A 23,539-nucleotide genomic window follows, 5' to 3' on the forward strand; every position below is an offset into this window, starting at 1 on the left:
AGCGGCGACGTCGCGCGGCCCGCGGTCAGATTTCGAGTAGCAACGTGCGTGGCCCGACGTTCACGCTTTCCACCAGCATGTGCGCCCGGAAACGGCCGGTCTCGACGGTCGCGCCGCGGGAGCGCAGGGCTTGCACGTACGCGGTGACGAGAGGCTCGGCGACCTCGGCCGGCGCCGCGGCGCCCCACGACGGGCGGCGACCCTTACGGGTCTCCCCGTAGAGGGTGAACTGGCTGACCACCAGCACCGGTGCCTTTCTGTCCGCGGCTGACGCCTCATCATCCAGAATGCGGAGCTCGTACGTCTTGCGGGCGAGTTCGGCGGCTTTGGCGGGTGTGTCGTCGTGCGTGACCCCGACGAGCACCAGCAGCCCGTCATCGATCTTGCCGACGATCTGGTCGTCGACCGTCACGCTGGCCCGCGACACGGTCTGCACGAGCGCCCGCATTCGGTTCTCTCCTCGCTTGCGTCGCCGCCCCGGAGCACGGCGCCGGGCCTCCCGCGGTTCGCGGAAGGCCACCTCACGCGCCCGAGATTAGTCGACCGAGGTGCTGCTCGCGTCGCTGGTGTAGCTGTCCGGCGGCGTTTCCATCGCACCCGTGGTGGCGTCGCCGGTCGTCGTGTTCGCCACGCCCGGGCCGCTGCGGGGACGCGTACGGAAGCTGTTGGGTCCGGCATGTCCGCCGGTCGTGGTCATCACCCCGTGGTCCGGGTGAGGTCCGCCGTCGAGAAGCTGCTCGGTGTCCGCCCCCGCCTCCAGCGTGCTGGACAGCCCCGGGTCGTCGTCACCCTTCTCCGGCCGATATGTCTCCGGCTCATCGAGGATCCCGGGACCGTAGTCGCTCCCAAAGATCTCCCGCTCAATCTCTTCGCGCGAGTCACTCATCCCGCGACGGTATCCCCGCAGCCCCCATCGACAAAACCGCACGTGGGAAGGGCAACACCGGCTCCTGAGGCGGGTGGACGACAACCCGCACGCCCGGCAGCCGCGCACCGGCGCTCTCGATCAGCGGCCGCACGTCCGCCCAGGCCAGCCCGCCGAGCCCGCACCCCAGCGCCGGCACCGCCACGGACCCGATGCCCAGCTCCCCGACAACCGCGACGAGCGACTCCAGCCCCGCTGCGATGTCCGGCAGCCGGGAGGCGCTGCGCCAGTGCCCTTTAGTCGGAAAATTGAGGATGTATCGCTCACCCTCCCGAAACGCCCACACCCGCCCGAGCCGCACCTCACCGCGCCCGCACCCGCCCGAGTCGGGGCTGACCGCGCCCGCACCCGCCCGAGTCGCAGCTGACCGCGCCCGCACCCGCCCGAGTCGGGGCTGACCGCGCCCGCACCCGCCCGAGCCTCAGCTCACCGCGCCCACACCCGCCCGAGCCTCAGCTCACCGCGCCCACACCCGCCCGAGTCGCAGCTGACCGCGCCCGCACCCGCCCGAGCCTCAGCTCACCGCGCCCGCACCCGCCCGAGTCGCAGCTCACCACACCCGCAGGCCGCCCGGTAGGCGCGTCTCGCATATCCGACATTTCCCGAGATTTGCCGGATCGGCTGGGCCGCTGGACGGGCGGGCTCGGCACGTGGCCGCGCGGCGCTTCCATTCCGTGAGACGGGCGACCGCATGCTGAGACTCGCGCCCGCATCATGGACCCACCGTCCGCGATGTAGGACCAACGTCCATTGTAGATGATACTTTTGTCTCGTAACGAGGCTTTCGCCCGGCAGCTTTCTCCGGCCGAATGTGAACCTTGGAGAGTTATGGCTCGAATGTGGGCGCAACTCTCCAAGGTTCACAAAAATCCACGATGTGACCGCGGTGTCCACATAGCGGGACGGCCCTGCGGTGAGCGACGAGGAACACCGAGTCGGCGGAGCCCCGGCCCGCATCGGCAACACCCGCGGCAGACGCTCGCCGGGCTCAGGAGCCTTCGGCCCAGAATCGGGTCAGGCGGCCGACGGCTTCGTCCTTGGTCATGGCGGCCACCTCCGCTTCGGCGAGGCCGACGCGGTGGATGAGGAGATGGACGAGTTCGAGGGGGAGCGAATCGGCCGGCACGTCCGGAGCGCCGCGGGCGGGTCTGACGCCGTCCTGCACACAGCTCCAGAACTCGGCGGCCTTGACCTCGAGCTGGTCATGCAGGATGTGGGTCCAGATGCGCGGACCGTACGTGGTCCGATCGACCGGGTGCGAGATCCTGGTTCGCAGGATGCGGGCATCCCGTAGGCGCAGCTCGTACGTGATGTGGTGGGTGCCGGTTCGTCCGCGGGCATCGCGGACTCGATCCCAGCCTTCGATCACGCAGAACTTCTCGTGTGACTCGCGGGTCGGCTCGGGCCGGCTCATCGGCCCGTCGCCACCAGCCACTCGCGCAGCTGGTTGTCGTCGCTGAGGGAGATCAGCTGGACGAGGCCCCAGTTGGCGGAATGGTTGGGCGCGTCAAGCAGGCGGTCCTGCCAGTCCTCGGCATACTCGCGCAGAGCGACAATCATCTCGCTGAGCGCCTCGTCGACCGTCGCGCCGTCGGCGGCCACGGGCAGGTCGGGAATGAAAACCGACCAACCGCCGCCCTCGGCGACAATCTCGGCGCGAGAGGGTGTCACGGCTGCGAGAAAGTGGCGAAGCCGCTCCTGATCGACGAAGGCCGTCGTCCGGGACTCCCGCCGAACCGTCGCCACGCGTCCACGCTCGGCCGCATCAAGGAGGGCCTTCAGATGAGTCCGGGCTTCTGTGTAGCTTTCGTAATGAACCGCTGACATCGCACCCTCCCACTCCTTATCAAGCCTGCCCCGTCGCCAGAGGTACGTCAAGTACTTAACGTACCTCTCGGTCGGGGCCGTCCAGCTATGGAAGATGACTCGCATGACGATCTCGCTGCCGGTACCGGCTGAGGCCAACGAACTGCTCAACGACGATCCACTGGCGCTCATCATCGGCATGACTCTCGACCAGCAGATTCCGCTGGAGAAGGCGTTCACCTCGCCCTGGGTTCTCGCGCAGCGCCTCGGGCACGCGCCGACCGCCACCGAGCTCGCCGAGTTCGACCCCGAGGCGCTCAACGCGATCTTTGCCGAGCCGCCCGCGCTGCACCGGTTCCCCAAGGCGATGGCCGCCCGCGTGCAGGACGTCTGCCGGGCGCTCGTGGACCGCTACGACGGGGTGCCCGCCAACCTCTGGGCCGGCGTTGACGACGGCGCCGAGCTGCTCAAGCGGGTCGCCTCGCTGCCCGGGTTCGGCAAGCAGAAGTCGCAGATCTTCGTGGCGCTGCTCGGCAAGCAGTACGCCGTGCGGCCGGCCGGCTGGCGGGAGGCCGCGGGGCACTACGGCGAGGAGGGCTCGTTCCGGTCGGTCGCGGACATCGTCGACGAGGCCTCGCTGGGCAAGGTGCGCGCTTTCAAGAAGGAGATGAAAGCCGCCGCCAAAGCCGGATAAGTCCGCTTTTAAGTATTTGAATATCCCCTCGACCCGCGATTTGTCGGTGCCAGGATCGCTCTAGGCGAACCGCGCCGGCGGAAACCCCGATCAAGCACCCGTACGCCCGGACAAAGCACCCCGGGTGATCAGCCGTGCCTGAGAAGGAGTGGGAGGGGACTCATGCCGTTGACGACGAGCACCACCAACGGGCGTGCCACCGACAAGTCCCGGCCGCCCGCCGCCACCTCAGAGCCGGCCCGCGATGCCCGCCTCGGGGGCACCGGGCAGAACAGCCGCGACGGGAGCACTGGGCGGAGCCGCGACGGGGGCACCGGGCAGAACGGCCGCGATGGAGTCACCGAGCGAAACCGCCGCGACGCCGCCACCGAGCAGAGCCGCCGCCAAGCCCGCTCGGTGGCCCGGCAACAGCAAGCCGCGGAGCGCATCGCCGTCGCGACCGCCCAGATCTCCGCCCAGAACGCCCAGGCCGCCGAGGCCTCCCGCCAGCTCACCGAGTCGATGCAACAGATCTCGGCCGGCGCCGAGCAAGCCTCCGGCGCCACTCAGCAAAGCCTGGCCGCGATGAGCCAGGTGGACGACCGCGTGGGCCGCCAGGGCCGCACCACCCGCCAGGTCGCCGAGCTGAGCCAGGCGCTGCAGAACCTCCTCGCCGAGACCCGCGACGGCATCAGCGGCCTGCTCGCGAACGTCGACAGCGCTTCCGCCCGCCAGGCCGCCTCCGTCGTGACCATCTCCGAGCTGGAGAAACAGGCGGACGAGATCGGTGAGATCGTCAAGACCGTCGCGCATATCGCGGACCAGACCAACCTGCTCGCCCTGAACGCGGCGATCGAGGCCGCCCGGGCCCGCCAGCACGGCAAGGGTTTCGCGGTGGTGGCCGACGAGGTACGCACCCTGGCGGAGACAAGCGAGCGCAGCGCCCGGCAGATCCGCGACCTGATCGACGAGGTCCGGGCCAGCGTCACGCGGATCGCGTCCGCGGTCCAGTCGTCCGCGGAGACGGCGCGCGGCGAGGTCGAGAAGGGCAAGTCGATCACGGATCAGCTGGAGACGCTCCGCGGCGACATGGGCGTGATCATGGACGGCGCCACCGAGATGGCGCAGGCGGCCGCGGAGGCCTCGCGGGCGACGGTGGTCGCGAAGACCAGCTCCGAGGAGATCGCCGCCGCCGCCGAGCAGCAGTCGGCGGCCTGCGAGCAGGTGCTGCTGACGGTCGGCCAGCAGACCCAGGCGTTGCAGCAGAGCGAGGAGGCCGCGGACGCGCTCGCGGAGATCTCCGAGGGCCTGCGCACGAGCATCGACATCAGCAAGAACGCCGAGGAGGTGGCCGCGACGGCCGAGGAGCTCTCCGCCGCCGTCGAGGAGATCACCCGCGCCGCGAACCAGATCAACCTGGCCATCCTGGAGATCAATTCGGGGGCCCGGACGGCGGCCGAGAAGGGCCAGCGGACGGTCGAGGCGGTGACCCGGATCGAGCAGGGCGCCCAGCTGTCCGAGGCCCGGGCCGGCGGTGCGGTGGGGCGATCCGACGCGATCCTGACGATGCTCGCCACCAACAAGGACGCCGTCGATTCGATGATCGAGGCGATCGGCCGGGCCGCGCGGGACGGCATCGAGAACGTCCGCAAGGTGACCGAACTGGAGCAGATCTCCCGGCGCATCGACAAAATCGTCGACGCCATCGCCAGCGTCTCGATCCAGACCAACATGCTCGCGGTCAACGGCTCGGTGGAGTCCGCCCGGGCCGGCGAGTTCGGCAAGGGTTTCGCGGTGGTGTCCACGGACATCCGCAACCTGGCCCGCGACTCGGCCGACAACGCCGACCGGATCAAGGACCTGGTGAAGTCGGTGCAGGACCGGATCATCGAGGTGCGCGGGGACCTGGCGGAGACGAGCCGGCAGGCGCTCGCCGAGGTCGAGGTCGCCAAGGCCACCACCGCGCGGCTCGTCGACATCGGGCGGGACATGCGGCAGGTCCGGGCCGGCAACGACGAGGTGCGCGAGTCGGCACTGCAGATCGTTGGCACGCTCGCCGAGGTCAAGGCCGGGCTGGAGCAGATCGCGACCGCGGCCGAGGAGGCCGGGCAACTGGCCGCGCAGGCGTCGACGGCCGCCAACGAGCAGGCCCAGGGCGCCGAGGAGCTGGCCGGCGCCGTGGAGGAGATCGCGGCGCTGGCCGACGACCTGCAGAACGTGACGTGACCGCAATGGCGAGCGAAACGGCCGACGACGACCACGTCACCTTCGACATGGCCGGCCAGCGGTACGCCTTCCCGATGAGCCGGGTGCGGGAGATCGTCCGCATGCCGGCTCTGGTCCGGGTGCCGCTCGGGCCGCCCGCGCTGGAGGGCCTGGCGAATCTGCGGGGCCGGATGCTCCCGGTGGTCAGCCTCCGGCGGTGCTGCGCGATGCCGGACGCCGAGCACGACGACGCGACCCGGGTGATCATGGTGGACGGCGGCGTACCGCTGGGCTTCGTGGTCGACCGGGTGTCCGGCGTGCTCAGCATGGCGACGGTCGAGCCGGCCGAGGATCCCCTGATCGGCGTGATCAGGACGGACCACGACGTGATCCCGGTCCTGGACGTGGACCGCCTGGTCGGCGCCGAGTTCAACCGGCCGGCGGCCCAGCACGTGACGGCCGGCCAACCGGCCCAGACGCCGGAGCGCGGCGACGACGGGGCCGCCGCGACCCGCGACGAGGTCGTCGAGCGGCCGGCCGAGACCGACGACGAGGACGTGTACGTCGTTTTCCGGCTGGACGGGCAGGAGTACGCCGTCGACGTGGACGCGGTCCAGGAGATCATTCGCGTGCCGGGGACACTCATCGGCGTACCCAGGTCGCTTGATTTCGTCGAGGGTCTGGTGAACCTGCGTGGTGCCGTGCTGCCGGTGGTCGACCTGCGGACCCGGCTCGGCCTGCGGCGGCGCGAGCGCGACGAGCGGCAGCGCATCGTGGTGCTGATCATCGACGGGGTGCGGACCGGCTTCGTCGTCGACTCGGTGGCCGAGGTGGCCCGGGTCGGCCGGCAGGTGCCGGAACCCGCGCCGCGCCTCTCCGCGGACCAGGCCCGGGTGGTGTCGAAGGTGGCGAACCTGCCCGGCCACCGGCGGCTGCTGCTGATGATCCAGCTCGACCAGTTGCTGCCCGCCGGGCACGCCGAGGCATGGGAGGACGCCCTCGCGGGCGTCTGACCGTCCAGATGGCCACCACCGGCGGGGTCGACCTCGTGCTGATCGGCTCGTCCACCGGCGGCCCGGCCCTGCTCACCCAGCTGTTACCCCAGCTACCGGCCACCCTCGGGGCGCCGGTGGTGGTGGCCCAGCACATCCCGGCGTCGTTCACCGGCACGCTCGCCCGCCGCCTGGACGAAATCTGCGCCTTGCGGGTCCACGAGGTCGACCGGATCATGACGCTGCGCCGGGGCGGCGTCTACCTGGGCCGGGGCAGCGCCGACGTGGTGGTCGCCCGGCGCACCGACGGCCTGATCGTCAAGTCGGTGCCGGCCGCCGCCGAATACCGCTGGCATCCGAGCGTGGACCGCCTGGTGGCCAGCGCCCGCCGGCACGTCGACGCGCACCGCATGGTGTGCGCGCTGCTCACCGGCATGGGCGACGACGGCGCCACCGAGATGGCCGCGGTCCACCGCGCCGGCGGCCGCACGATCGCCGAGGCCGAGGAGACCGCCGTGGTCTGGGGAATGCCCGGCGACCTCACCCGGCGCGGCGGCGCGACCGAGGTGCTGCCGTCATACGCGATCGCCGACCGGCTGGCCGGCTGGGTCCGGTAGAAGAGGAGAAACCACGTGGGACTCGTCCGCCGCAAGCCGGAACCCGAAGCGGAACATCCGAAACCGTCGGTGGAGCAGCTCGACGATCCGGACCCGGAACATCGCCGGCAGGCCGCGCTCGGACTCGAGGGCGTCGCCGAGGCGGTGCCGGCGCTGCTCGACCGGGTCGCGGCCGAACGGGAGCCGCAGGTCCGCGACGCGATGCTGACGACGCTGGCCGCCGTCGACAGCCCCGCCGTCGCCGAGGCGCTCGCCGGGCACCTGGCCAGCGACGACGCCGCGCTGCGTACCGCTGTCGCGGAGGCCCTGGCCACCATGCCGGTGTCGGTCCCGGCGATCATGCCGGGCCTGCTCACCGACCCCGACCACCGCGTACGCGTGATGACCGCGATGATCCTCGCCGACCTGCCCCACCCGGCGTCGTTGATGTGGCTCTCCGACATGATCCGCGACGACCCGCATCCGAACGTGGTCGCGGCCGCCATCGACGCGCTGCTGCCCTCGGCCGGGCCCCAGCACGCCGAACTGCTGCGGGGCGCCGCGCGGCGCTTTCCGGACGACCCGTTCCTGCGGTTCACGGTGGATGCGGCCCTGCGATGACACGCGCGACGTCGCCCGGCCCCGGGCTCGGCCAGGCCGACTTCGAGAAGTTCCGCGAGTACTTCTACAAACGCACCGGCATCCAGTTCGCCGGGTCCAAGCGTTACTTCGTGGACAAGCGGATCGACGCCTGCATCCGCGGCGCCGGCTTCGACAGCTTCCTGACCTGGTTCGCGGCGCTACGACTCAGCGACCAGCCTGACCTGCTTCAAGACGTGATCAACCAGCTCACCATCAACGAGACGTACTTCCTGCGCGAGGACTACCAGTTCGACTCGATGATCAAGACGGTGTTGCCGGAGGTGCTGGCCGCGCGTGGCGGCGCGGCCCGGATCGACGGGCCCGTCAAGATCCTCTCGCTGCCCTGCTCAACCGGCGAGGAACCGTACTCGATCGCGTTGCGCCTGCTCGAGGAGTGGGACCAGATCGACACCGTGGACGTGGAGATCCACGGCGCCGACATCGACAGCGCGGTGCTCGACCAGGCCCGGCACGGTAGCTACGGCGAGCGGTCGCTGCAGCGGGTGCCCAAGCGCTGGGTGACCAAGTACTTCGCCCCGGTCGGCGCCGGCCGCTTCCAGCTCGACGCGGAGATCCGCGACGTGGTGACGCTGCACCAGATGAACGTCTGCGACACCGCGGCGATGCGCAGGTTCCGCGAATTCGACGTGGTCTTCTGCCGGAACGTGCTGATCTATTTCGACGAGCTGTCCAGCCGGCGGGCCGCGGAGAACCTCTACGGCGCGATGCGTCCCGGCGGCTACCTGTTCCTCGGCCACTCCGAGTCGATGAGCCGCATCTCGCCGATCTTCACACCCACCCGCCTGCCCGAGGGCATCGTCTACCAGCGACCGAACACCGGAGCGAAGTGATGACCGAATCCCCGCCGAAGGTGCTGGTCGTCGACGACGCCGCCACCGTCCGGCTGTACCACTCGAAGCTGCTCGGCGACGCCGGTTTCCACGTTGCCGAGGCGGCGAACGGCCTGGAAGCGGTCGAGGCGGCGCTGACCACCGCGTTCGACCTGTTCCTGGTCGACATCAACATGCCCAGGATGAACGGGTACACCTGCGTGGAGACGCTGCGTTCGGAGACGGTCGGCACGCCGGCGCCGGTCGTGATGATCAGTACCGAGGACCGTCCCGGGGACGCCGACCGGGCGTACGCCGCGGGCGCGAACCTCTACCTGGTCAAACCGGTCGCCGCGGACCGTCTCGTACGGGTGTGCCGGATGCTCACCGCCGGACGGGGTGACGCCGCGTGAACGCCCTGCTCGCCCAGTTCCTCGCCGAGGCCGCGGACCTGCTCGCCCAGGTCGACGAGGGCCTGCTGCAACTCGAGCGGGAGCCGGGCGACCCGGCGCTGGTCAACGAGGTGTTCCGGGTCGCGCACACGTTCAAGGGCTCGTCCGGGCTCTTCGCGTTTCCCGAGCTGACCCGGCTCACGCACGCTGCCGAGGACCTTTTGGACGCCGTACGGGGTGGCGGTCTGTCCCTGGACAGCGGGATGACCGACGACCTGCTCGCCTCGTTCGATCTGATCCGTGGCTGGCTCGCGCACGTCACCACGCACGAACGGCTGCCCTCGTCCGCGGCCGGCGACGCGGCCAGGCTGATCACCAAGCTGCGCGCGCCGCTGGGCGGGGAGAAGGCGCAGGACGAGGCCGCGGCGGTCGTGCACGTCGCCCGGCGCGTCGTCCCGGCCTGGCTGGACCACTTCGACCAGCGCTGGCTGACCGAGGCCTCGACCTGGCTGCGCACCACCTCGTCGCGGATGCGCTTCCTTCGCTACACGCCCGACCAGGGATGTTTCTTCCGCGCCGAGGATCCGCTGCACCTGGTCAGCGAGATTCCCGCGGTGGACCGGGTGGACGTCGTCACGCCCGATTCGTGGCCGCCTGAGTTCGACGCGTACGCGTGCCTGATCGGCTTCGTGGTCGCGACCCGCGCCGGCGTCGGCGAGATCGACTACCTGTTCCGCTACGTCGGCGACCAGATCGAGGTCGTCGAGCTGGACGGCGAGGCGATCCGCCGGCACCTCACCGGCGAGCCACCGACGGCGACCCCGCACGATCCGGAGCTGGTGGCGGACGCCCAGGCCGTCCTGGCCGGCGCGCTGCGGTGCCTCACGCTTGGCGACACCATTTCCGGTACGCGGCTGAGTGCGACCGCCCATGCCGTGGGCGCCGCGGCTCGGGCCTTGGGCGAGCCGGTCGACGCGGCCGAGGCCGACCCGCCCGAGCTGCGCGAGATCGTGACCCGGCTGCTCGGCGACGCCGCCCCGACCGAGGCAGAGGTGCCACCGCGGCCGGCGATCGAGATGCCGGCGGACAAACCGGACCGGGCGCACGCCGACGACCCGGGCGGCCAGGTCGGCACCAAGATCCTCAAGGTGGACCAGGAGAAGGTCGACCACCTGATGGAGCTGGTCGGCGAGCTGAACGTGGCCAAGAACGGCCTGCCCTTCCTGGCCGACGCCGCCGAGGAGGAGTTCGGCAGCCGGGTGCTCAGCCGCCGCATCCGGGACCAGCACGCCGGCCTGCACCGCATCGCCGAGGATCTGCAGGCCGCGGTGATGGACGTGCGGATGCTGCCGCTCTCGGTGGCCTTCAACCGCTTCCCGCGCCTGGTCCGCGACCTGGGCCGGCGGCTCGGCAAGAGCGTCGAGCTGACCGTCCACGGCGAGGACACGATGGCCGACAAGGACGTCATCGAGGCCCTCGGCGACCCGCTCGTGCACCTGGTGCGCAACAGCCTCGACCACGGCGTCGAGACGCCCGCCGAGCGGCTCGCGTCCGGCAAGCCGCCGACCGCCCGGATCACCCTCGCCGCGGTGGCCGACGGCGACGCGGTGACCGTCGAGATCGGCGACGACGGGCGAGGGGTGGATCCGGACCGGGTGAAACGCAAGGCGTACCAGAAAGGTCTGATCTCGGAGGACGAGCTGGAGACGCTGGGGGAGGCCGACGCGGTGGATCTGGTCTTCCGGCCCGGTTTCTCCACCGCCGAGCAGGTGTCCGATCTGTCCGGTCGCGGCGTCGGGATGGACGCCGTGCGCGCCGGCGTGGCCAAGCTCGGTGGCACGGTCACCATGAAGTCGGAGCCCGGCCGCGGCACGTCGACGACGCTGCGGCTGCCGCTGTCCATGGCGGTCACCCAGGTCATGGTGGTCAGCGTCGCCGGCCAGCGCTTCGGCGTACCGGTCGACCTGGTCCAGGAGAACATCCGGGTGCCCGCCGCCGAGATGAGCCGGATGCTGCACTCCGAGGTCGTGGTGCTGCGCGGCGAGGTGGTCCCGGTGATCGACCTGGCCCGCGTGCTGGAGATGCCGTGGACCCCGGACCCGGACTCGGACCGCGCGATCCTCGTCGTCAGCCTCGGCGACCGGCGCGCCGGCCTGCTGGTCGAGCGCTTCCACCGCGAGGTCGACGTGCTCCTCAAGCCGATGGAGGGCCTGCTCGCCTATGCCGGGGAGTTCGCCGGCACGGCACTGCTGGGCGACGGCCTGGTCCTGCTCGTGCTCAACGTGAAGGAGGTGCTCGGCCTTGCCGATCGAGTTTCGTGACACCCTTGCCACGCTCAGCGGGGTGGTCACCGTCGATGAGGTGGACCAGTTCGCCGGCTGGTTGCGCACGACCCCGAAGGCGCGGGTCAGCCTGCGCCGCTGCCGCCATCTGCACACCGGCGTGTTCCAGGCGATGCTGCGCTACCGGCCGAAGGTGACCGCGGCGCCGACCGACCCGTTCCTCGCGGTGCGGGTGTTGCCGCTGCTCAACGGCGGTATTTCCGGGCCGCCACCGGCCCGCCACCGAAACGCCACTTCGTGACCCATTTGCAGTGGGTGTTCCGGCGAGGTCGATGCAAGGATGGGGGATCGGATCGGAGACCCCCATCGTGAAGAAGCAGTCGGAACGGCCCGTTCTCATCACGAACGCGGCCCGAAGTCAGGAAGCGCAGTTCCGCAGCCGGCAGATCCGCTACGTGACGATGATGAGCATCCGCGCCGCCTGTCTGGTGCTCGGCGCCGTGCTGGTCAGCGTGCATCCGCCGCTGCTGTGGCTGTGGCTGGTGCTGTGTGTCGCGGGGATGGTGCTGCTGCCCTGGATGGCCGTGCTCATCGCGAACGACCGACCGGCCAAGACGAAGGAAGAGCGCGCCGCCACCGAGCTGGCCAAGGAACAGGCCCGGCAGGCCGCGCTCGAGCAGCACCCGGTGAAGGACCAGGAATACTTCACCGTCGACTCCGAGGTCGTCCGCGACCGCGAGAAACCGTAGGACGGTCCGCGCGGCCGCGCCGACCCTGCGGAATGCCGCGCGGCGATCGGGGCTTACGTCCGGCTTGGCTTACGGCCTCGCGCCGATCTTGCGGACGGCTGCGGCTCCGAGTCTGGCGCCCGCGCTCAACGCGTCCGCCGGGTCGGCTCCGGCGCACCAGGCGGCCAGCAGACCCGCGGCGAAGGCGTCACCGGCGCCGGTCGGGTCCTTCATCGGTACGCGTCCCGGCGTCACCGACCGCACCGGCCCACCCCGCGCGGCCCAGGTGGCGCCGTCCGCGCCGCTTTTCACGACCACGTTGCGTACGTGCTCGGTCAGCCGCACCGCCTGCTCGGCCGGTGGCGCCGCGCCCGCCAGCACGTCCGCCTCGTCCGCGTTGCACAGCAGCAGATCGGCGTCGCGTACCCAAGCCAGGAAGGCCGTGGCACCCACCGAGCGTAAGGGTGCCGCCGAGGCCGCGTCGACGCTTGTCGTCAGGCCCCGGCCGGACGCCGCCGCCAGGGCCGCGAGGCCCGCCCGCCGACAATCCGCGTGCAACAGCGGGTAACCGGAGAGATGCAGGTGGCAGGCGCCGGTCGCGGCCTCGATCGCGGCCGTCACGTGGTCCGGGTCGAGCAGCAGCGCGGCAGCCCGATCGGTGATCATCGTGCGCTCGTGCGGCCCGGCCAGCACCACCACACTGCCGGTGACCGCGCCCGCGTGCGTGCGGACCGCGCAGTGCACCCCGGCCGCGGTCAGCTCGGCCACCCGCTCCCGGCCCGCCGGATCGTCGCCCACGGCCGCGACCAGCGTGACCGGGTGCCCGGCGTGGGCCAGCCAGGCGGCCGTGTTCGCGGCCTGACCACCGCCGCCCACGGTGACCGCGGCGGCCGTGTCCGAGCCCGGCTGGATCGGCCCGTCGTGCACCACCAGCACGTCGGTGACCAGATCCCCGACAACGATCACCCGGCCCGGCGAAAAACCGGCGTCGGCCGTCCCGGGGCGTTCGTCGTCGGTCGGGCCGGGGCGTTCGTCGTCGGCCGTCCCGGGGCGTTCGCCGTCGGTCGGCCCGGGACGTTCGCTGCCGGTCGGGCCCGGACGTTCGTCGCCGGTCGCGCCGGGACCTTCACTCGCGGTCACGCGGGGACGGAGAAGCCCAGCGGCGCCGGGGCGGACGTGCCGGCCGCAGCGATCTGAGCGGCCAGCGCCGCGTTGCGCAGGATGATGCGCACGTTGACCGCGAGGCTCTGCCCCTCGGTGCTCTCGTGGAAGTGACCGAGCAGGAACGGCGTCACCGCCTTGCCGGTGATCCCGTCGCGGGCCAGCAGCTCCAGCCCCTCGGCCAGGGTGCGGTCGTGCAGCTCCGGGTCGAGCTGCTCGTCGACCGGCAGCGGGTTGGCCAGCACCAGCGCGCCCGCCCCGACACCCTGGTCGTTGCGCGCCGAGATGACGTCGGCGACCTGCTGCGGCGAGTCGAGCTGCCAGTCGATGTCGAACCCGCCGTCGGTGATGAAGAAGCCGGGGAAGCGGCGGGTGCGATACCCGGCGACCGCCACCCCGAGCGTCTCCAGCCGTTCCAGCGTCGCCCCGACGTCGAGGATCGACTTCACCCCGGCGCAGACCACCACGATCGGCGTCCGGGCCAGCGTGGTCAGGTCGGCGGACTCGTCGAAGGTCACGTTCGCCTCGCGGTGCACCCCGCCCAGGCCGCCGGTGGCGAACACACCGATCTCCGCGGCCGCCGCGATCGCGCTGGTGGCCGCGACCGTGGTGGCGCCGTCCGCCTTCTTCGCGGCCGCCACCGCGAGGTCGCGCACGGACAGTTTGGCCACGCCGTCGGCGAGCGCCAGGTGCTGGATCTGGTCGTCGTCCAGCCCGACGAATAACTCGCCGCCGATCATGCCGATGGTGGCCGGCACGGCGCCGTTGTCCCGTACGGTCTGCTCAATTTCGCGCGCTACGCGAAGATTGTCCGGGTGGGGCAGTCCGTGCGAAATAATGGTGCTCTCCAGTGCCACCACGGGCCGGTCGTCCCGCCGCGCTCGGCTCACATGATCGCCATAGCGAATGCCAAAGTCAGTCACAGGCAAAACCTTAAAGCTCAGAACCGAGCCGGCCGCGATCGGTCTTGATCATCAACTTCGGCGGAGCACGCACGATCGAGCGCGACGGACTCTGTGTCAGACTTGTTTGGTTCACCGCCGTCATGGGGGGCAGGCGGTTTGATTCCGTGCGTGAACTGAAGGGCATATGTCGTGAGCACGCAGATCCTCGAGCGTCCCGAGACCAAGGACGCCGACACCGGACCCGAGATGTTCCACTACGTGCGCAAGGAGAAGATCGCGGAAAGCGCGGTCATGGGCACGTTCGTGGTGGCGCTGTGTGGCGAGAAGTTCCCGGTGACCAAGTCACCGAAGCCGGGTTCCCCGGTGTGCCCGCAGTGCAAGGAGATCTACGAAGCCATGAGTCACTGAGAAAAGTGCTGTTCGGAGTCCGTGCGTGACGGGCGCAACCGGCCTGCTCACCGCGGATCTGATCGGCGTTGCCGTCTTCGCGGCGTCCGGGGCGTCGGCCGGGGTCGCGAAGCGGCTTGACCTGTTCGGCGTCGCGTTCGTCGGTTTTGTCGCGGCGCTCGGCGGCGGCATCCTGCGCGATCTGGTGATCGGCGCGGTGCCGCCGCTGGCGTTTGCCGACTGGCGGTACCCGATCACCGCGGCCGCCGCGTCGGTGGCCGTCTTCTGGCTGCATCCGCACGTCAACCGGCTGCGTCGCACCGTCCTGGTGCTGGACGCGGCCGGCCTCGGCCTGCTCACCGTGACCAGCACGCTCAAGGCGCTGGACGCCGGCGTACCGGACGTCGGCTCCTGCCTGATCGGCATGCTCGCCGCGATCGGCGGCGGCCTCGCCCGGGATCTGCTGACCGGTGAGATCCCGGTCCTGCTGCAACGCGACATCTACGCCATCGCGGCACTCGGCGGGGCGATTCTCGTCACGGTTCTGCATGAGTTCGGGCTGACCGGGCCGGTCCCGGTGGGTGTTTCCGCGGTGCTCATCACCGGTGTCCGGCTGCTCGCGCTCTATCGGCGGTGGTCCGCGCCGATCGCCATGCCCTGAGCCCGGACTGGCTATGCTGGGTGCCGCCTCCGCCCGCGGAGGCGTTTTGGCGTTTACCGAAGGGAAGGTCTGACCGTGAGCCCGCCCCTTCCGGACCTGGAGACCTTCCCGCCCCTACGGGCGTGGCAGCGCAAGGCCCTGGTGGAGTATCTGAGGCGCCGCAGCGACGATTTCATGGCGGTGGCGACCCCGGGCGCCGGCAAGACCACGTTCGCGCTGCGGATCGCGGCCGAGCTGCTCGCCGACGGCACCGTCGAGGCGGTCACCGTGGTCTGCCCGACCGAGCATCTGAAGACGCAGTGGGCGACCGCCGCGGCCCGGGTCGGTATCCAGCTCGACCACGCCTTCCGCAACGCGGACATCCACTCGTCGCGCGACTTCCACGGCGCGGTGCTGACCTACGCGCAGGTGGGCATGGCCCCGGCCGTGCACCGGCGGCGCACGATGACCCGCCGCACCTTCGTGATCCTCGACGAGATCCACCACGCCGGCGATTCCCGTACGTGGGGCGATGGGGTCAAAAGCGCTTTCGAGCCAGCCGTACGCCGTCTCACGCTCACCGGCACGCCATTCCGCTCGGACGACAACCCGATCCCGTTCGTCGAGTACGAGCGGGGCCCCGACGGCCTGCAGCGTTCCCGCGCCGACTCGGTGTACGGCTACGCGGACGCGCTGCGCGACCGGGTCGTGCGCCCGGTGCTCTTCATGGCGTACTCGGGGGAGACCCGGTGGCGCACCAACGCGGGCGACGAACTCGCCGCCCGGCTCGGCGAGCCGATGACCAAGGACCTGATCGCGCAGGCCTGGCGTACGGCGCTGGACCACCGCGGCGACTGGATGCCCCAGGTGATGCGGGCCGCCGACTCGCGCCTGTCGAAACTGCGCGAGCACGGCATCCCGGACGCGGGCGGCCTGGTCATCGCCAGCGACCAGCAGACCGCACGGGCGTACGCGAAATTGCTGCATGAGATCACCGGGGAGCCGGCCGTGGTGGTCCTCTCCGACGACGAGGGCGCCTCCGGCCGGATCGCCACGTTCGCCACCTCGCAGCAGCGGTGGATGGTCGCCGTCCGGATGGTCTCGGAGGGCGTGGACATCCCGCGGCTGGCCGTCGGCGTGTACGCGACCAGTGCCTCCACCCCGCTGTACTTCGCGCAGGCGATCGGCCGTTTCGTGCGGGCCCGGCGCGAGGGCGAGACCGCGACGGTGTTCCTGCCCAGCGTGCCGCACCTGCTCGGGCTGGCCGGCGAGATGGAGGCGCAGCGCGACCACGTCCTGGGCGCGCCCAAGGAGAAGGACGGGCTGGACGACGACCTGCTGGAGCGTGCCCAGCGCGAGGAGGACGCCTCCGGCGAGATGGACAAGCTGTTCGAGGCGCTGTCCGCGACCGCCGAGCTGGACCACGTCATCTACGACGGCACGGCGTACGGCACGGGCGCCCGCAGCGGCACCCCGGAGGAGGAGGAATACCTCGGGCTCCCCGGGCTGCTCACCCCCGACCAGGTGGAGGTGCTGCTGAACAAGCGGCAGACCGAGCAGCTGGCCGCCCAGAAGCGCCGGCAGGCGACCGAGCCGCCGGTGCCGGCGCAGCGCGAACAGGCGCCGCCGATGACCGCGGGGGAGCGCCGCAACAGCCTCCGCCGCCAGCTGAACACGCTGGTGGCCGCGCACCACCACCGCACCAACCTGCCGCACGGCAAGATCCACGCCGAGCTCCGGCGCCTGTGCGGGGGTCCGCCGAGCGCCCAGGCCACCATCGAGCAATTGGAAGAGCGGATCGCCACGATCCAGACGATGTGAAGTCTTCTTGACGTCAAGAGGACTTCACATCATGATGGGTGGTGCCGCTGCTGATCGTGCTCGGGGCGCTGATCCTGCCGATGTTCTGCTGCACGCTCTACGTGCGCGGCCGGCGGGTCGACACGACGCCACGGACCTGGGGGGCCAAACGCCTCACGCTCTCGGTCCTCGGCAGCCTGCCGCTCGTGGTCTTCGCGCTTGGCGCGTCGTATCAGAACTCGGCGCACTTCGTCTGGGCGAACTCGCTGATCGGCGCCGTGATCGGTGGGTTGATCGGGGGCTTCGTGACGGCCCGCAGGTCGAAGCAGCGCCGCCGCGCGGAAGCGGCCGCCGAGCTGGCGGACGTCGACTGATGGCACCGGCAGGCGGTCCGGTGCGGGCCGCTGAGACAGACGGCGCCGCGGGCGTACGCATCCGGGCCGCGCGCAAGAACGCCGGACTGACCCAGCAGGGCTTGTCCGCCGCGGTCCAGGTGAGCCGCCAGACCATCATCGCGATGGAGACCGGCGACTACGCCCCGTCGGTCTACTTGGCCCTCAAAGTGGCCAGAGCCTTAGAAGTGACTGTGGAAACCCTGTGGGGTGAAGACTCCACCGGACAGTGAGAAGGGGGCCTGCCCCACACCCGGGCAAACCCCCTCGTTCACGTCTTTAGTTGTGGGGGATGTGCGGAACATTCAGTTGGAGTTAGACATCATGTCCGCGCCACGCCAAGTGAAGTCCGGGTCCGCGTTGTACTGAACCGCGATCTTCACCAGGTCCTCGGCGTACCGGTTGGCGTGGTGTCCACAGAACACCAGCTCACCGCCACCAGCCAGTGTCAAACGGAGCTTTCCTGCTGCATTGCAGCGGTCGCACCTTTCATCGGCTGCTGGGCCGGCCAAACTTCCCGCCGGCGGCGTGAGAGTCGGGGTCATCGCCTTCCTCCTCTGGTCGAACCGATGAACATGTTCCTCGGCTACTGCTCACCATCGTGCAACACCCTGCACCGTTGCAGCCTTCCCACAGTGCCCCGAGGGGACCGAGGTCACACGTGGTCGGACTAGTGTGCCGTGATCCAAGGGTGCCACGTCAACGATCACTTCTACACAACGGTCTGATCACCACCCGGGGATGTACGGGTGGTGACCATTCGGACACGCGATGTTGACGGGACGCCCTAATCCAGGTAGTCGCGAAGCACCTGGGACCGCGACGGATGCCGCAGTTTGGACATCGTCTTGGACTCGATCTGCCGGATCCGCTCACGCGTCACCCCGTACACCTGACCGATTTCGTCCAGGGTCCGCGGCTGGCCGTCGGTCAAGCCGAATCGTAGCCGGACCACGCCAGCCTCCCGCTCGGAGAGCGTCTGAAGAACCTGCTGGAGCTGGTCCTGCAGCAGCGAGAAGGACACCGCGTCGACCGCGACGACCGCCTCGGAGTCCTCGATGAAGTCGCCGAGCTGGCTGTCGCCCTCGTCGCCGATGGTCTGGTCGAGCGAGATCGGCTCCCGGGCGTACTGCTGGATCTCCAGCACCTTCTCCGGGGTGATGTCCATCTCCTTGGCCAGCTCTTCCGGGGTGGGCTCGCGGCCCAGGTCCTGAAGCAGCTCACGCTGTATGCGGCCGAGCTTGTTGATGACCTCGACCATGTGCACCGGGATGCGGATGGTGCGGGCCTGGTCGGCCATGGCGCGGGTGATGGCCTGGCGGATCCACCAGGTGGCGTACGTGGAGAATTTGTAGCCCTTGGTGTAGTCGAACTTCTCGACCGCGCGGATCAGACCGAGGTTGCCTTCCTGGATCAGGTCGAGGAAGGCCATGCCACGGCCGGTGTAGCGCTTCGCGAGCGACACCACGAGCCGCAGGTTGGCCTCGAGCAGGTGGTTCTTCGCCCGCTCGCCGTCGCGGCCGATCCAGCGCAGGTCGCGCTCCATCGTGCGCTCGAGCTTTTCCTCGCCCTCGTCGCAGGCGCGCAGACGCTCGGCCGCGTACAGCCCGGCCTCGATCCGCTTGGCGAGCTCGACCTCCTGCTCGGCGTTCAGCAGGGGGACCTTGCCGATCTGCTTCAGGTACGCGCGTACGGAGTCGGCGGAAGCGGTCAGCTCGGCGTCCCGGCGCGCTTGCTTGAGCGCCTCGGACTCCTCGTCGTCCCACTCGAAGTCGCCTTCCTCGGCCGAGCTGGCGGCGTCGGTCGCGGCGGCCGCCACCATCGCGGGCGGCTCGTCGACGATCACGTCCTCGATCTCGGCGGCGAGCTCCTCGGGATCGATCTCGCCGTCGGCGGGACCTTCCTCGCCGGGCCCGGCGGGCTTGGCCGGCTTCGTGGCCGTCGCGGCCTTCTTCGCGCCGGGGACGGCCTTCGCCGTCGCCTTCTTCGCCGCGGTCTTCTTCGCCGGCGTGGCGGGCGGGGCGGCGTCGTCGCCCTCGGGGGTGGGCTTGGCGGCCGACGCGGCCTGCTTCGGCGGTGCCGGCTTGCGGGCGGGCGCGGCCTTGGCGGTGGTGGCCTTGGAGGCGGGGGTGGCGGCCCGGGCGGCGGCGACCTTGGGTCGGCGAGTGCTCACCGAACCGTCGACGACGACCGTGATCCCGGCGTCCACGAGGCCGCGCAGGATCTTTCTGGCCTGAGCCGGGTTCACCTGTGCGGCCTCGAGCGTGCGTCCGACCTCGGCTGACATCAGCTGGCCGCCGGCGCTCTGGGCTCGGACGATCAGGGCCTCGGTGAGGGAGCGAACGTCGGCACCGTTCTGGTGGACTTCAGTCACGAAAGACCTTCCGGAGGCGATGAGGTTGTGCACGGCCATGAGCCCAGCTCAGCGCACGGCGAAGAGGCTGGCCGGTGTTGGTGTGGGGACCCCCGGGACACGGACGGGCGGAGCAGCTGGTGTCCGTGAAGCGGTGGGCAGGGGTGAATTGTAGCGCCGTCCAGCGAGATCCTCCCGCCGCAGCGCGCCGCCGGGGCCGGTGACCTCGCCGGAGACACCCGGCGGGAAGATGTTAGCCGCGGAAAGGACGGATACGTGAGCGAGTTTCGCGGGACATCGACGCCGGACGAGTTGCTGGTCATCGCCGTCCGGGTGGCGCGGGATGCGGCCGCCACCGCACGGCGGATGCGCACCGAGGGCGTCACCGACGTGCAAACCAAGAGCACATCCACCGATGTGGTGACAGCGGCGGACAAGGCGGTGGAGCGCCAGGTCATCGACGCGCTGCGCGCCGAGCGGCCGCGCGACGCGGTGCTGGGCGAGGAATACGGCGATTCGATAACACCTGAGTCGACACCTGAGGCGGGTACGGTCCGCTGGGTTCTCGATCCGATCGACGGCACGGTCAACTACCTGTACGGCCTGCCGGCGTACGCGGTCTCGCTCGCCGCCGAGATCGACGGCGTCGCGGTGGCCGGCGTGGTGATCAACGCGGCGACCGGTGCTGAGTGGACGGCGGCCCGGGGCGGCGGCGCGTGGCGCGACGGACGACGGCTGACCCCCTCGGTGCGGACGACCCTGGACCAGGCTCTGGTCGGCACTGGCTTCGGCTACGACGCTAGGCGCCGGGCGCACCAGGGTGCGGTGGTCGCGCAGTTGATCACCCGTGTGCGTGACATCCGCCGGATCGGCGTGGCGTCGCTCGACCTGTGCTCGGTCGCGGAGGGCACCCTCGACGCGTACTACGAGAAGGGGCTCAATCCCTGGGACCACGCGGCGGGCGGCCTGATCGCCACGGAGGCGGGCGTGACGGTCGGCGGCCTGCGCGGTGCACCGGCCGGGCTCGACATGGTCGTAGCGGCCCCGCCAGCGCTGTTCGCGCCGCTGCACGACCTGCTGGTCGAGCTGGACGCGGCCGGCGGGGCCTGAGGAGGCGTACGGGCTAGGAGTCCTTGTTCTTGTCCTTCTCGACCGGCTTCACGCAGGCGCCCGGCGGAAGGGTCGGCTCGCCCACCTCGACCAGGGACTGGTTCACCTCGGTCGTGGTGGCGAGCTGGCGGTACTCGTTGCCGATGACGATGTCGATGACCGCGCCCTTCTGCTTGGCGTTGTAGGTCATCTTGGACTGGGCCAGGAAGTACGCCCGGAGCAGCTGCGCCTTGCCGACGGTGTCCGGACCGTACTTGATCTCGGCGACGCCCTTGTACTTCGTCTTGCTCTCGGCCGGCTTCTGCACGGCGAAGCGCCGGTTCTTGAACTCGTTCGTCACGCTTTCGGCCAGTCCCGCGATCTTCGTCCCGTTGTAGACCTTGACGGTGACCTCGGCCGGATCGTCGGGCAGCTGCATGTCGGCGAGCGGGGCACCGGCCGGGCAGTCCTCCCCCACGGTCGTGCCGCCCTGCGTGTCGCGAGCCAGGGCGGTGATGACGAAAACCACCGCGGCGACGGCGAGCACGCCGACGACGACGAGCGCTCGGACGCGCGCAAAGCTCATGGGCTGGCTCCAGGGTCGGTCGAGATGTCGCGCCACCGGGGAATGGGCGGACCTGTCGAGAGGTTAACGTCTGTCCGCCAGGCACGCGGAAACCGGGATTCCCTCCGGCGCGTTGACGATGATCCAGAGCGTTGGGCACCTACTTTGATGTCGCCTCGGTCACATCGGGAACAATGTTGTGCCTGTGTGCGTACTTCTTGGCCGCGACGGGGTAAGGTTCCGCGCTCGCTGGGAGGTTTCGCACATCAGCACGAGTGTCAGAAATCGTCTTGCCGAACCGGGAACCGAAACCTCGTTGCGGGCGTTACTAACGCTTAGTGACCCATCGATACAGGAGAGTGAAATCCGATGGCCACCGACTACGACGCTCCGCGTCGCGATGAGGTCGACCTCGGCGAGGACAGCCTTGAGGAGCTGAAGTCTCGCCGCGCCGACGCACAGTCGGGTGCAGTGGACGTCGACGAGGTCGAGGTGGCGGAAAGCTTCGAGCTGCCCGGCGCCGACCTGGCCGACGAGGAACTCACCGTCAAAGTGCTGCCCATGCAGTCCGACGAGTTCCGATGCGCCCGCTGCTTCCTCGTACATCACCGCAGCCAGCTGGCTGTGGAGCGCAACGGGGAGCTGATCTGCCGCGAGTGCGCCTGACGGCCACTCGTACGCAGCGCACCAACCCGGCCGCGACGACGCGGTCGGGAGTTCTCGGCTTCCCTGAGCCTGTTGTCCGGTCGCCCTAGTTTTGAAGTGGGCCGGTGCCGGGCATCTGACCGGTAAAGCCGCCCGCGGAACAACGACGGGGAGGACGAGGATGACCCGCCCGGAACACACCGAGCGGGACGAGGCCGAGGAAACGGCTCTCGTGCCCGCTACTGACGAGGAGCTTGGCAAGACGGTCGCCGCGCTGACAGCCGATGACCTCGAGCCGGACGACCGCCGCCGGCTCCTCGGGCGCCTGGTGGAGGACATCCGCCGGCGTGGGCTGGGCCAGTTGTTCCGGCCCAAGGCCGCGGTCCGCTGGATGGCCGACGTGGTCACCGACGTGGCACCGCACGTGCCGGTCCGGGACCGCGACACCCTGCAGCGTCATTTTCCCGGCCTGACCGACGACGACCTGGCCGATCGCCTGATCCGCAACGCCGCCCGGGGCACCGCCAGCGTCGGCGCCGTCGGCGGCGGCGTCGCCTCCATCGAGTGGGTCGCGACGCCGACCCTGCTCTCCGCGCCCGTGCTGCTGGCCGCCGAGACGGTCGCGGTGGTGGCGATCGAGCTGAAGCTGATCGGTGAACTGCACGAGATCTACGGCGCCCCGATCCGGGGTGGCCTCGGCGAACGTGCCGGCGGGCTGCTCCAGGCGTGGTCCGGCCAGCGCGGCGTCAACCCGCTGATCCCCGGCGTGGGCCTGGCGAGCGTGCTGGGCACGGCCGCCCGGCGCGAACTGCAGACGTCGCTGCTGAAACGGTTCGGCCGCAATCTGAGCACGCTCGGCCCGATGCTCACCGGCGCGGCGGTCGCCAGTTACCTGAACCGGCGGGCGACCCGCAGTCTCGGCGAACACGTCCGCAAGGACCTCAAGCGGAAGGCTCTCGAGGGCTGACCGCGGCGTCGCGCGCGGCGAGCAGCGCGGTCGCCAGCTCGACCGGATGCCGGGTGGACACCACCCAGAACGGCGTCGGATCCGCCGGGTCGTCCAGCAGCACCTGCACGGCCGGGCCGATCCAGGGGCGCTGGATCACGAAGGCGAGCGGGTGCGCGCCCACGCCCAGCGACTCCCGCTTGCCGGCCGCGTCCAGCGCGATCACGTCGCCGATCACCGACACCGGTAAGCGCGCGTCGTCGACCAGGAACTCGTCGCCGGTGACCGCCACCTTGATCCGGCCGGCCCACAGCAGCAGCGCCGCGGTCAGCGGGACCAGCACCACGAACGGGATCCAGGCCGGGACCGTCGTGAAGCTCATCAGAACCTCGAAGACCAGCAGCAGGGACGCCACCATCGCGGTCGGCCACGCCCAGAACGACACCCGCAGCCGCTCGGCGTACGCGGGCGCGGTGGTGCGGGCGCGGGGCTCCGATGTCACCCTGGAAGGGTACGGCGCGCCTCCGCGACCGGGCACGGCAGGATGGCAGGGTGAGTGCCGCCCGTCGCCGCCACGAGTGAGGA

Annotated in this window: 29 protein-coding genes; 18 read left to right on the top strand and 11 right to left on the bottom strand. The window is 70.5% G+C overall.

Features of this window, described 5'->3' with window-relative positions:
• Positions 1–25: 25 nt before the first annotated feature.
• The 5 genes from dtd to HH310_RS23590 form a co-directional block, all read right to left on the bottom strand.
• Positions 26–448, bottom strand: a complete 423-nt coding sequence (gene dtd, locus HH310_RS23570; protein WP_169177795.1) for a D-aminoacyl-tRNA deacylase — start codon at positions 446–448, stop codon at positions 26–28.
• Between the two features lie 87 nt (positions 449–535).
• Positions 536–886 (bottom strand): hypothetical protein, encoded by a 351-nt coding sequence (locus HH310_RS23575; protein ID WP_169177796.1) that lies wholly within the window; start codon positions 884–886, stop codon positions 536–538.
• A complete protein-coding gene (locus tag HH310_RS23580; protein ID WP_169177797.1) occupies positions 879–1,304 on the bottom strand; it encodes a macro domain-containing protein in 426 nt (141 codons plus the stop codon). Before HH310_RS23580 ends, HH310_RS23575 begins: the two co-directional genes overlap by 8 nt.
• A 609-nt stretch (positions 1,305–1,913) precedes the next feature.
• Positions 1,914–2,339, bottom strand: a complete 426-nt coding sequence (locus HH310_RS23585; RefSeq protein WP_169177798.1) for a cytotoxic translational repressor of toxin-antitoxin stability system — start codon at positions 2,337–2,339, stop codon at positions 1,914–1,916.
• Positions 2,336–2,752, bottom strand: coding sequence for a prevent-host-death protein (locus HH310_RS23590; protein ID WP_169177799.1), 417 nt, complete (start codon positions 2,750–2,752; stop codon positions 2,336–2,338). Before HH310_RS23590 ends, HH310_RS23585 begins: the two co-directional genes overlap by 4 nt.
• A gap of 103 nt (positions 2,753–2,855) precedes the next feature.
• Between HH310_RS23590 and HH310_RS23595 the strand changes: the two genes are divergently transcribed.
• The 10 genes from HH310_RS23595 (at position 2,856) to HH310_RS23640 (ending at position 12,092) form a co-directional block, all read left to right on the top strand.
• Positions 2,856–3,425 (top strand): HhH-GPD-type base excision DNA repair protein, encoded by a 570-nt coding sequence (locus HH310_RS23595; protein ID WP_211192518.1) that lies wholly within the window; start codon positions 2,856–2,858, stop codon positions 3,423–3,425.
• Between the two features lie 162 nt (positions 3,426–3,587).
• Positions 3,588–5,630 carry a methyl-accepting chemotaxis protein gene (locus tag HH310_RS23600; protein ID WP_169177801.1) on the top strand — a complete coding sequence of 681 codons (2,043 nt, stop codon included), beginning with the start codon at positions 3,588–3,590 and terminating at the stop codon, positions 5,628–5,630.
• Between the two features lie 5 nt (positions 5,631–5,635).
• Positions 5,636–6,622 carry a chemotaxis protein CheW gene (locus HH310_RS23605; protein ID WP_169177802.1) on the top strand — a complete coding sequence of 329 codons (987 nt, stop codon included), beginning with the start codon at positions 5,636–5,638 and terminating at the stop codon, positions 6,620–6,622.
• Positions 6,595–7,218, top strand: a complete 624-nt coding sequence (locus HH310_RS23610) for a CheB methylesterase domain-containing protein (RefSeq protein ID WP_248294340.1) — start codon at positions 6,595–6,597, stop codon at positions 7,216–7,218. The genes HH310_RS23605 and HH310_RS23610 overlap by 28 nt, the downstream gene beginning before the upstream one ends.
• Positions 7,219–7,233: 15 nt before the next feature.
• Positions 7,234–7,818, top strand: coding sequence for a HEAT repeat domain-containing protein (locus HH310_RS45475; RefSeq protein ID WP_169177803.1), 585 nt, complete (start codon positions 7,234–7,236; stop codon positions 7,816–7,818).
• The gene (locus tag HH310_RS23620) at positions 7,815–8,690 is read left to right on the top strand and encodes a protein-glutamate O-methyltransferase CheR (RefSeq protein WP_169177804.1); all 876 of its coding nucleotides are present in this window, start codon (positions 7,815–7,817) and stop codon (positions 8,688–8,690) included. The genes HH310_RS45475 and HH310_RS23620 overlap by 4 nt, the downstream gene beginning before the upstream one ends.
• A complete protein-coding gene (locus HH310_RS23625) occupies positions 8,690–9,082 on the top strand; it encodes a response regulator (RefSeq protein WP_169177805.1) in 393 nt (130 codons plus the stop codon). Before HH310_RS23620 ends, HH310_RS23625 begins: the two co-directional genes overlap by 1 nt.
• Entirely contained in the window at positions 9,079–11,382 is a 2,304-nt protein-coding gene (locus HH310_RS23630) for a chemotaxis protein CheA (protein ID WP_169177806.1), read from the top strand. Before HH310_RS23625 ends, HH310_RS23630 begins: the two co-directional genes overlap by 4 nt.
• Entirely contained in the window at positions 11,363–11,644 is a 282-nt protein-coding gene (locus HH310_RS23635; RefSeq protein ID WP_169177807.1) for a hypothetical protein, read from the top strand. Before HH310_RS23630 ends, HH310_RS23635 begins: the two co-directional genes overlap by 20 nt.
• A 31-nt stretch (positions 11,645–11,675) precedes the next feature.
• On the top strand, positions 11,676–12,092 hold the full coding sequence (locus tag HH310_RS23640; RefSeq protein WP_211192519.1) for a DUF3099 domain-containing protein: 417 nt from the start codon (positions 11,676–11,678) through the stop codon (positions 12,090–12,092).
• 69 nt (positions 12,093–12,161) lie between these two features.
• On the opposite strand, the gene HH310_RS23645 is transcribed toward HH310_RS23640, so the two are convergent.
• The gene (locus tag HH310_RS23645; protein WP_169177889.1) at positions 12,162–13,037 is read right to left on the bottom strand and encodes a PfkB family carbohydrate kinase; all 876 of its coding nucleotides are present in this window, start codon (positions 13,035–13,037) and stop codon (positions 12,162–12,164) included.
• A gap of 170 nt (positions 13,038–13,207) precedes the next feature.
• Positions 13,208–14,155, bottom strand: coding sequence for a pseudouridine-5'-phosphate glycosidase (locus HH310_RS23650; protein WP_169177809.1), 948 nt, complete (start codon positions 14,153–14,155; stop codon positions 13,208–13,210).
• A 171-nt stretch (positions 14,156–14,326) separates the two neighbouring features.
• On the opposite strand from HH310_RS23650, the gene HH310_RS23655 reads away from it, so the two are divergent.
• The 5 genes from HH310_RS23655 to HH310_RS23675 all read left to right on the top strand — a co-directional run bounded on the left by HH310_RS23655 (position 14,327) and on the right by HH310_RS23675 (position 17,589).
• Positions 14,327–14,545: a DUF3039 domain-containing protein gene (locus HH310_RS23655; protein ID WP_169177810.1), complete on the top strand. Its 219-nt coding sequence runs from the start codon at positions 14,327–14,329 to the stop codon at positions 14,543–14,545.
• A gap of 25 nt (positions 14,546–14,570) precedes the next feature.
• Positions 14,571–15,185 (top strand): trimeric intracellular cation channel family protein, encoded by a 615-nt coding sequence (locus tag HH310_RS23660; protein WP_169177811.1) that lies wholly within the window; start codon positions 14,571–14,573, stop codon positions 15,183–15,185.
• A 75-nt stretch (positions 15,186–15,260) separates the two neighbouring features.
• On the top strand, positions 15,261–16,985 hold the full coding sequence (locus HH310_RS23665) for a DEAD/DEAH box helicase family protein (RefSeq protein ID WP_169177812.1): 1,725 nt from the start codon (positions 15,261–15,263) through the stop codon (positions 16,983–16,985).
• A 41-nt stretch (positions 16,986–17,026) separates the two neighbouring features.
• Positions 17,027–17,338, top strand: a complete 312-nt coding sequence (locus HH310_RS23670) for a hypothetical protein (RefSeq protein ID WP_169177813.1) — start codon at positions 17,027–17,029, stop codon at positions 17,336–17,338.
• 20 nt (positions 17,339–17,358) lie between these two features.
• Entirely contained in the window at positions 17,359–17,589 is a 231-nt protein-coding gene (locus HH310_RS23675) for a helix-turn-helix transcriptional regulator (RefSeq protein WP_312034279.1), read from the top strand.
• Positions 17,590–17,661: 72 nt separating this feature from the next.
• Here HH310_RS23675 and HH310_RS23680 read toward each other — a convergent pair whose 3' ends face one another.
• Together HH310_RS23680 and HH310_RS23685 are read right to left on the bottom strand one after the other, a co-directional pair.
• Entirely contained in the window at positions 17,662–17,901 is a 240-nt protein-coding gene (locus tag HH310_RS23680) for a hypothetical protein (RefSeq protein WP_169177815.1), read from the bottom strand.
• Between the two features lie 242 nt (positions 17,902–18,143).
• Positions 18,144–19,730 (bottom strand): RNA polymerase sigma factor, encoded by a 1,587-nt coding sequence (locus tag HH310_RS23685; RefSeq protein WP_169177816.1) that lies wholly within the window; start codon positions 19,728–19,730, stop codon positions 18,144–18,146.
• Positions 19,731–19,985: 255 nt separating this feature from the next.
• Here HH310_RS23685 and HH310_RS23690 point away from each other — a divergent pair, with 255 nt between their 5' ends.
• Positions 19,986–20,819 (top strand): inositol monophosphatase family protein, encoded by an 834-nt coding sequence (locus tag HH310_RS23690; protein WP_169177817.1) that lies wholly within the window; start codon positions 19,986–19,988, stop codon positions 20,817–20,819.
• 13 nt (positions 20,820–20,832) lie between these two features.
• On the opposite strand, the gene HH310_RS23695 is transcribed toward HH310_RS23690, so the two are convergent.
• The gene (locus tag HH310_RS23695; RefSeq protein ID WP_169177818.1) at positions 20,833–21,384 is read right to left on the bottom strand and encodes a LytR C-terminal domain-containing protein; all 552 of its coding nucleotides are present in this window, start codon (positions 21,382–21,384) and stop codon (positions 20,833–20,835) included.
• Positions 21,385–21,732: 348 nt separating this feature from the next.
• Between HH310_RS23695 and HH310_RS23700 the strand changes: the two genes are divergently transcribed.
• A complete protein-coding gene (locus HH310_RS23700; RefSeq protein ID WP_169177819.1) occupies positions 21,733–22,029 on the top strand; it encodes a DUF4193 domain-containing protein in 297 nt (98 codons plus the stop codon).
• 160 nt (positions 22,030–22,189) lie between these two features.
• Complete coding sequence (locus tag HH310_RS23705; protein ID WP_169177820.1) at positions 22,190–22,975, top strand: hypothetical protein; 786 nt, start codon at positions 22,190–22,192, stop codon at positions 22,973–22,975.
• On the opposite strand, the gene HH310_RS23710 is transcribed toward HH310_RS23705, so the two are convergent.
• Positions 22,950–23,456 (bottom strand): DUF3093 domain-containing protein, encoded by a 507-nt coding sequence (locus tag HH310_RS23710; protein ID WP_169177821.1) that lies wholly within the window; start codon positions 23,454–23,456, stop codon positions 22,950–22,952. The genes HH310_RS23705 and HH310_RS23710 overlap by 26 nt on opposite strands.
• Between the last annotated feature and the right edge of the window lie 83 nt (positions 23,457–23,539).

This window comes from Actinoplanes sp. TBRC 11911 (assembly GCF_012933445.1).
Classification (GTDB): domain Bacteria; phylum Actinomycetota; class Actinomycetes; order Mycobacteriales; family Micromonosporaceae; genus Actinoplanes.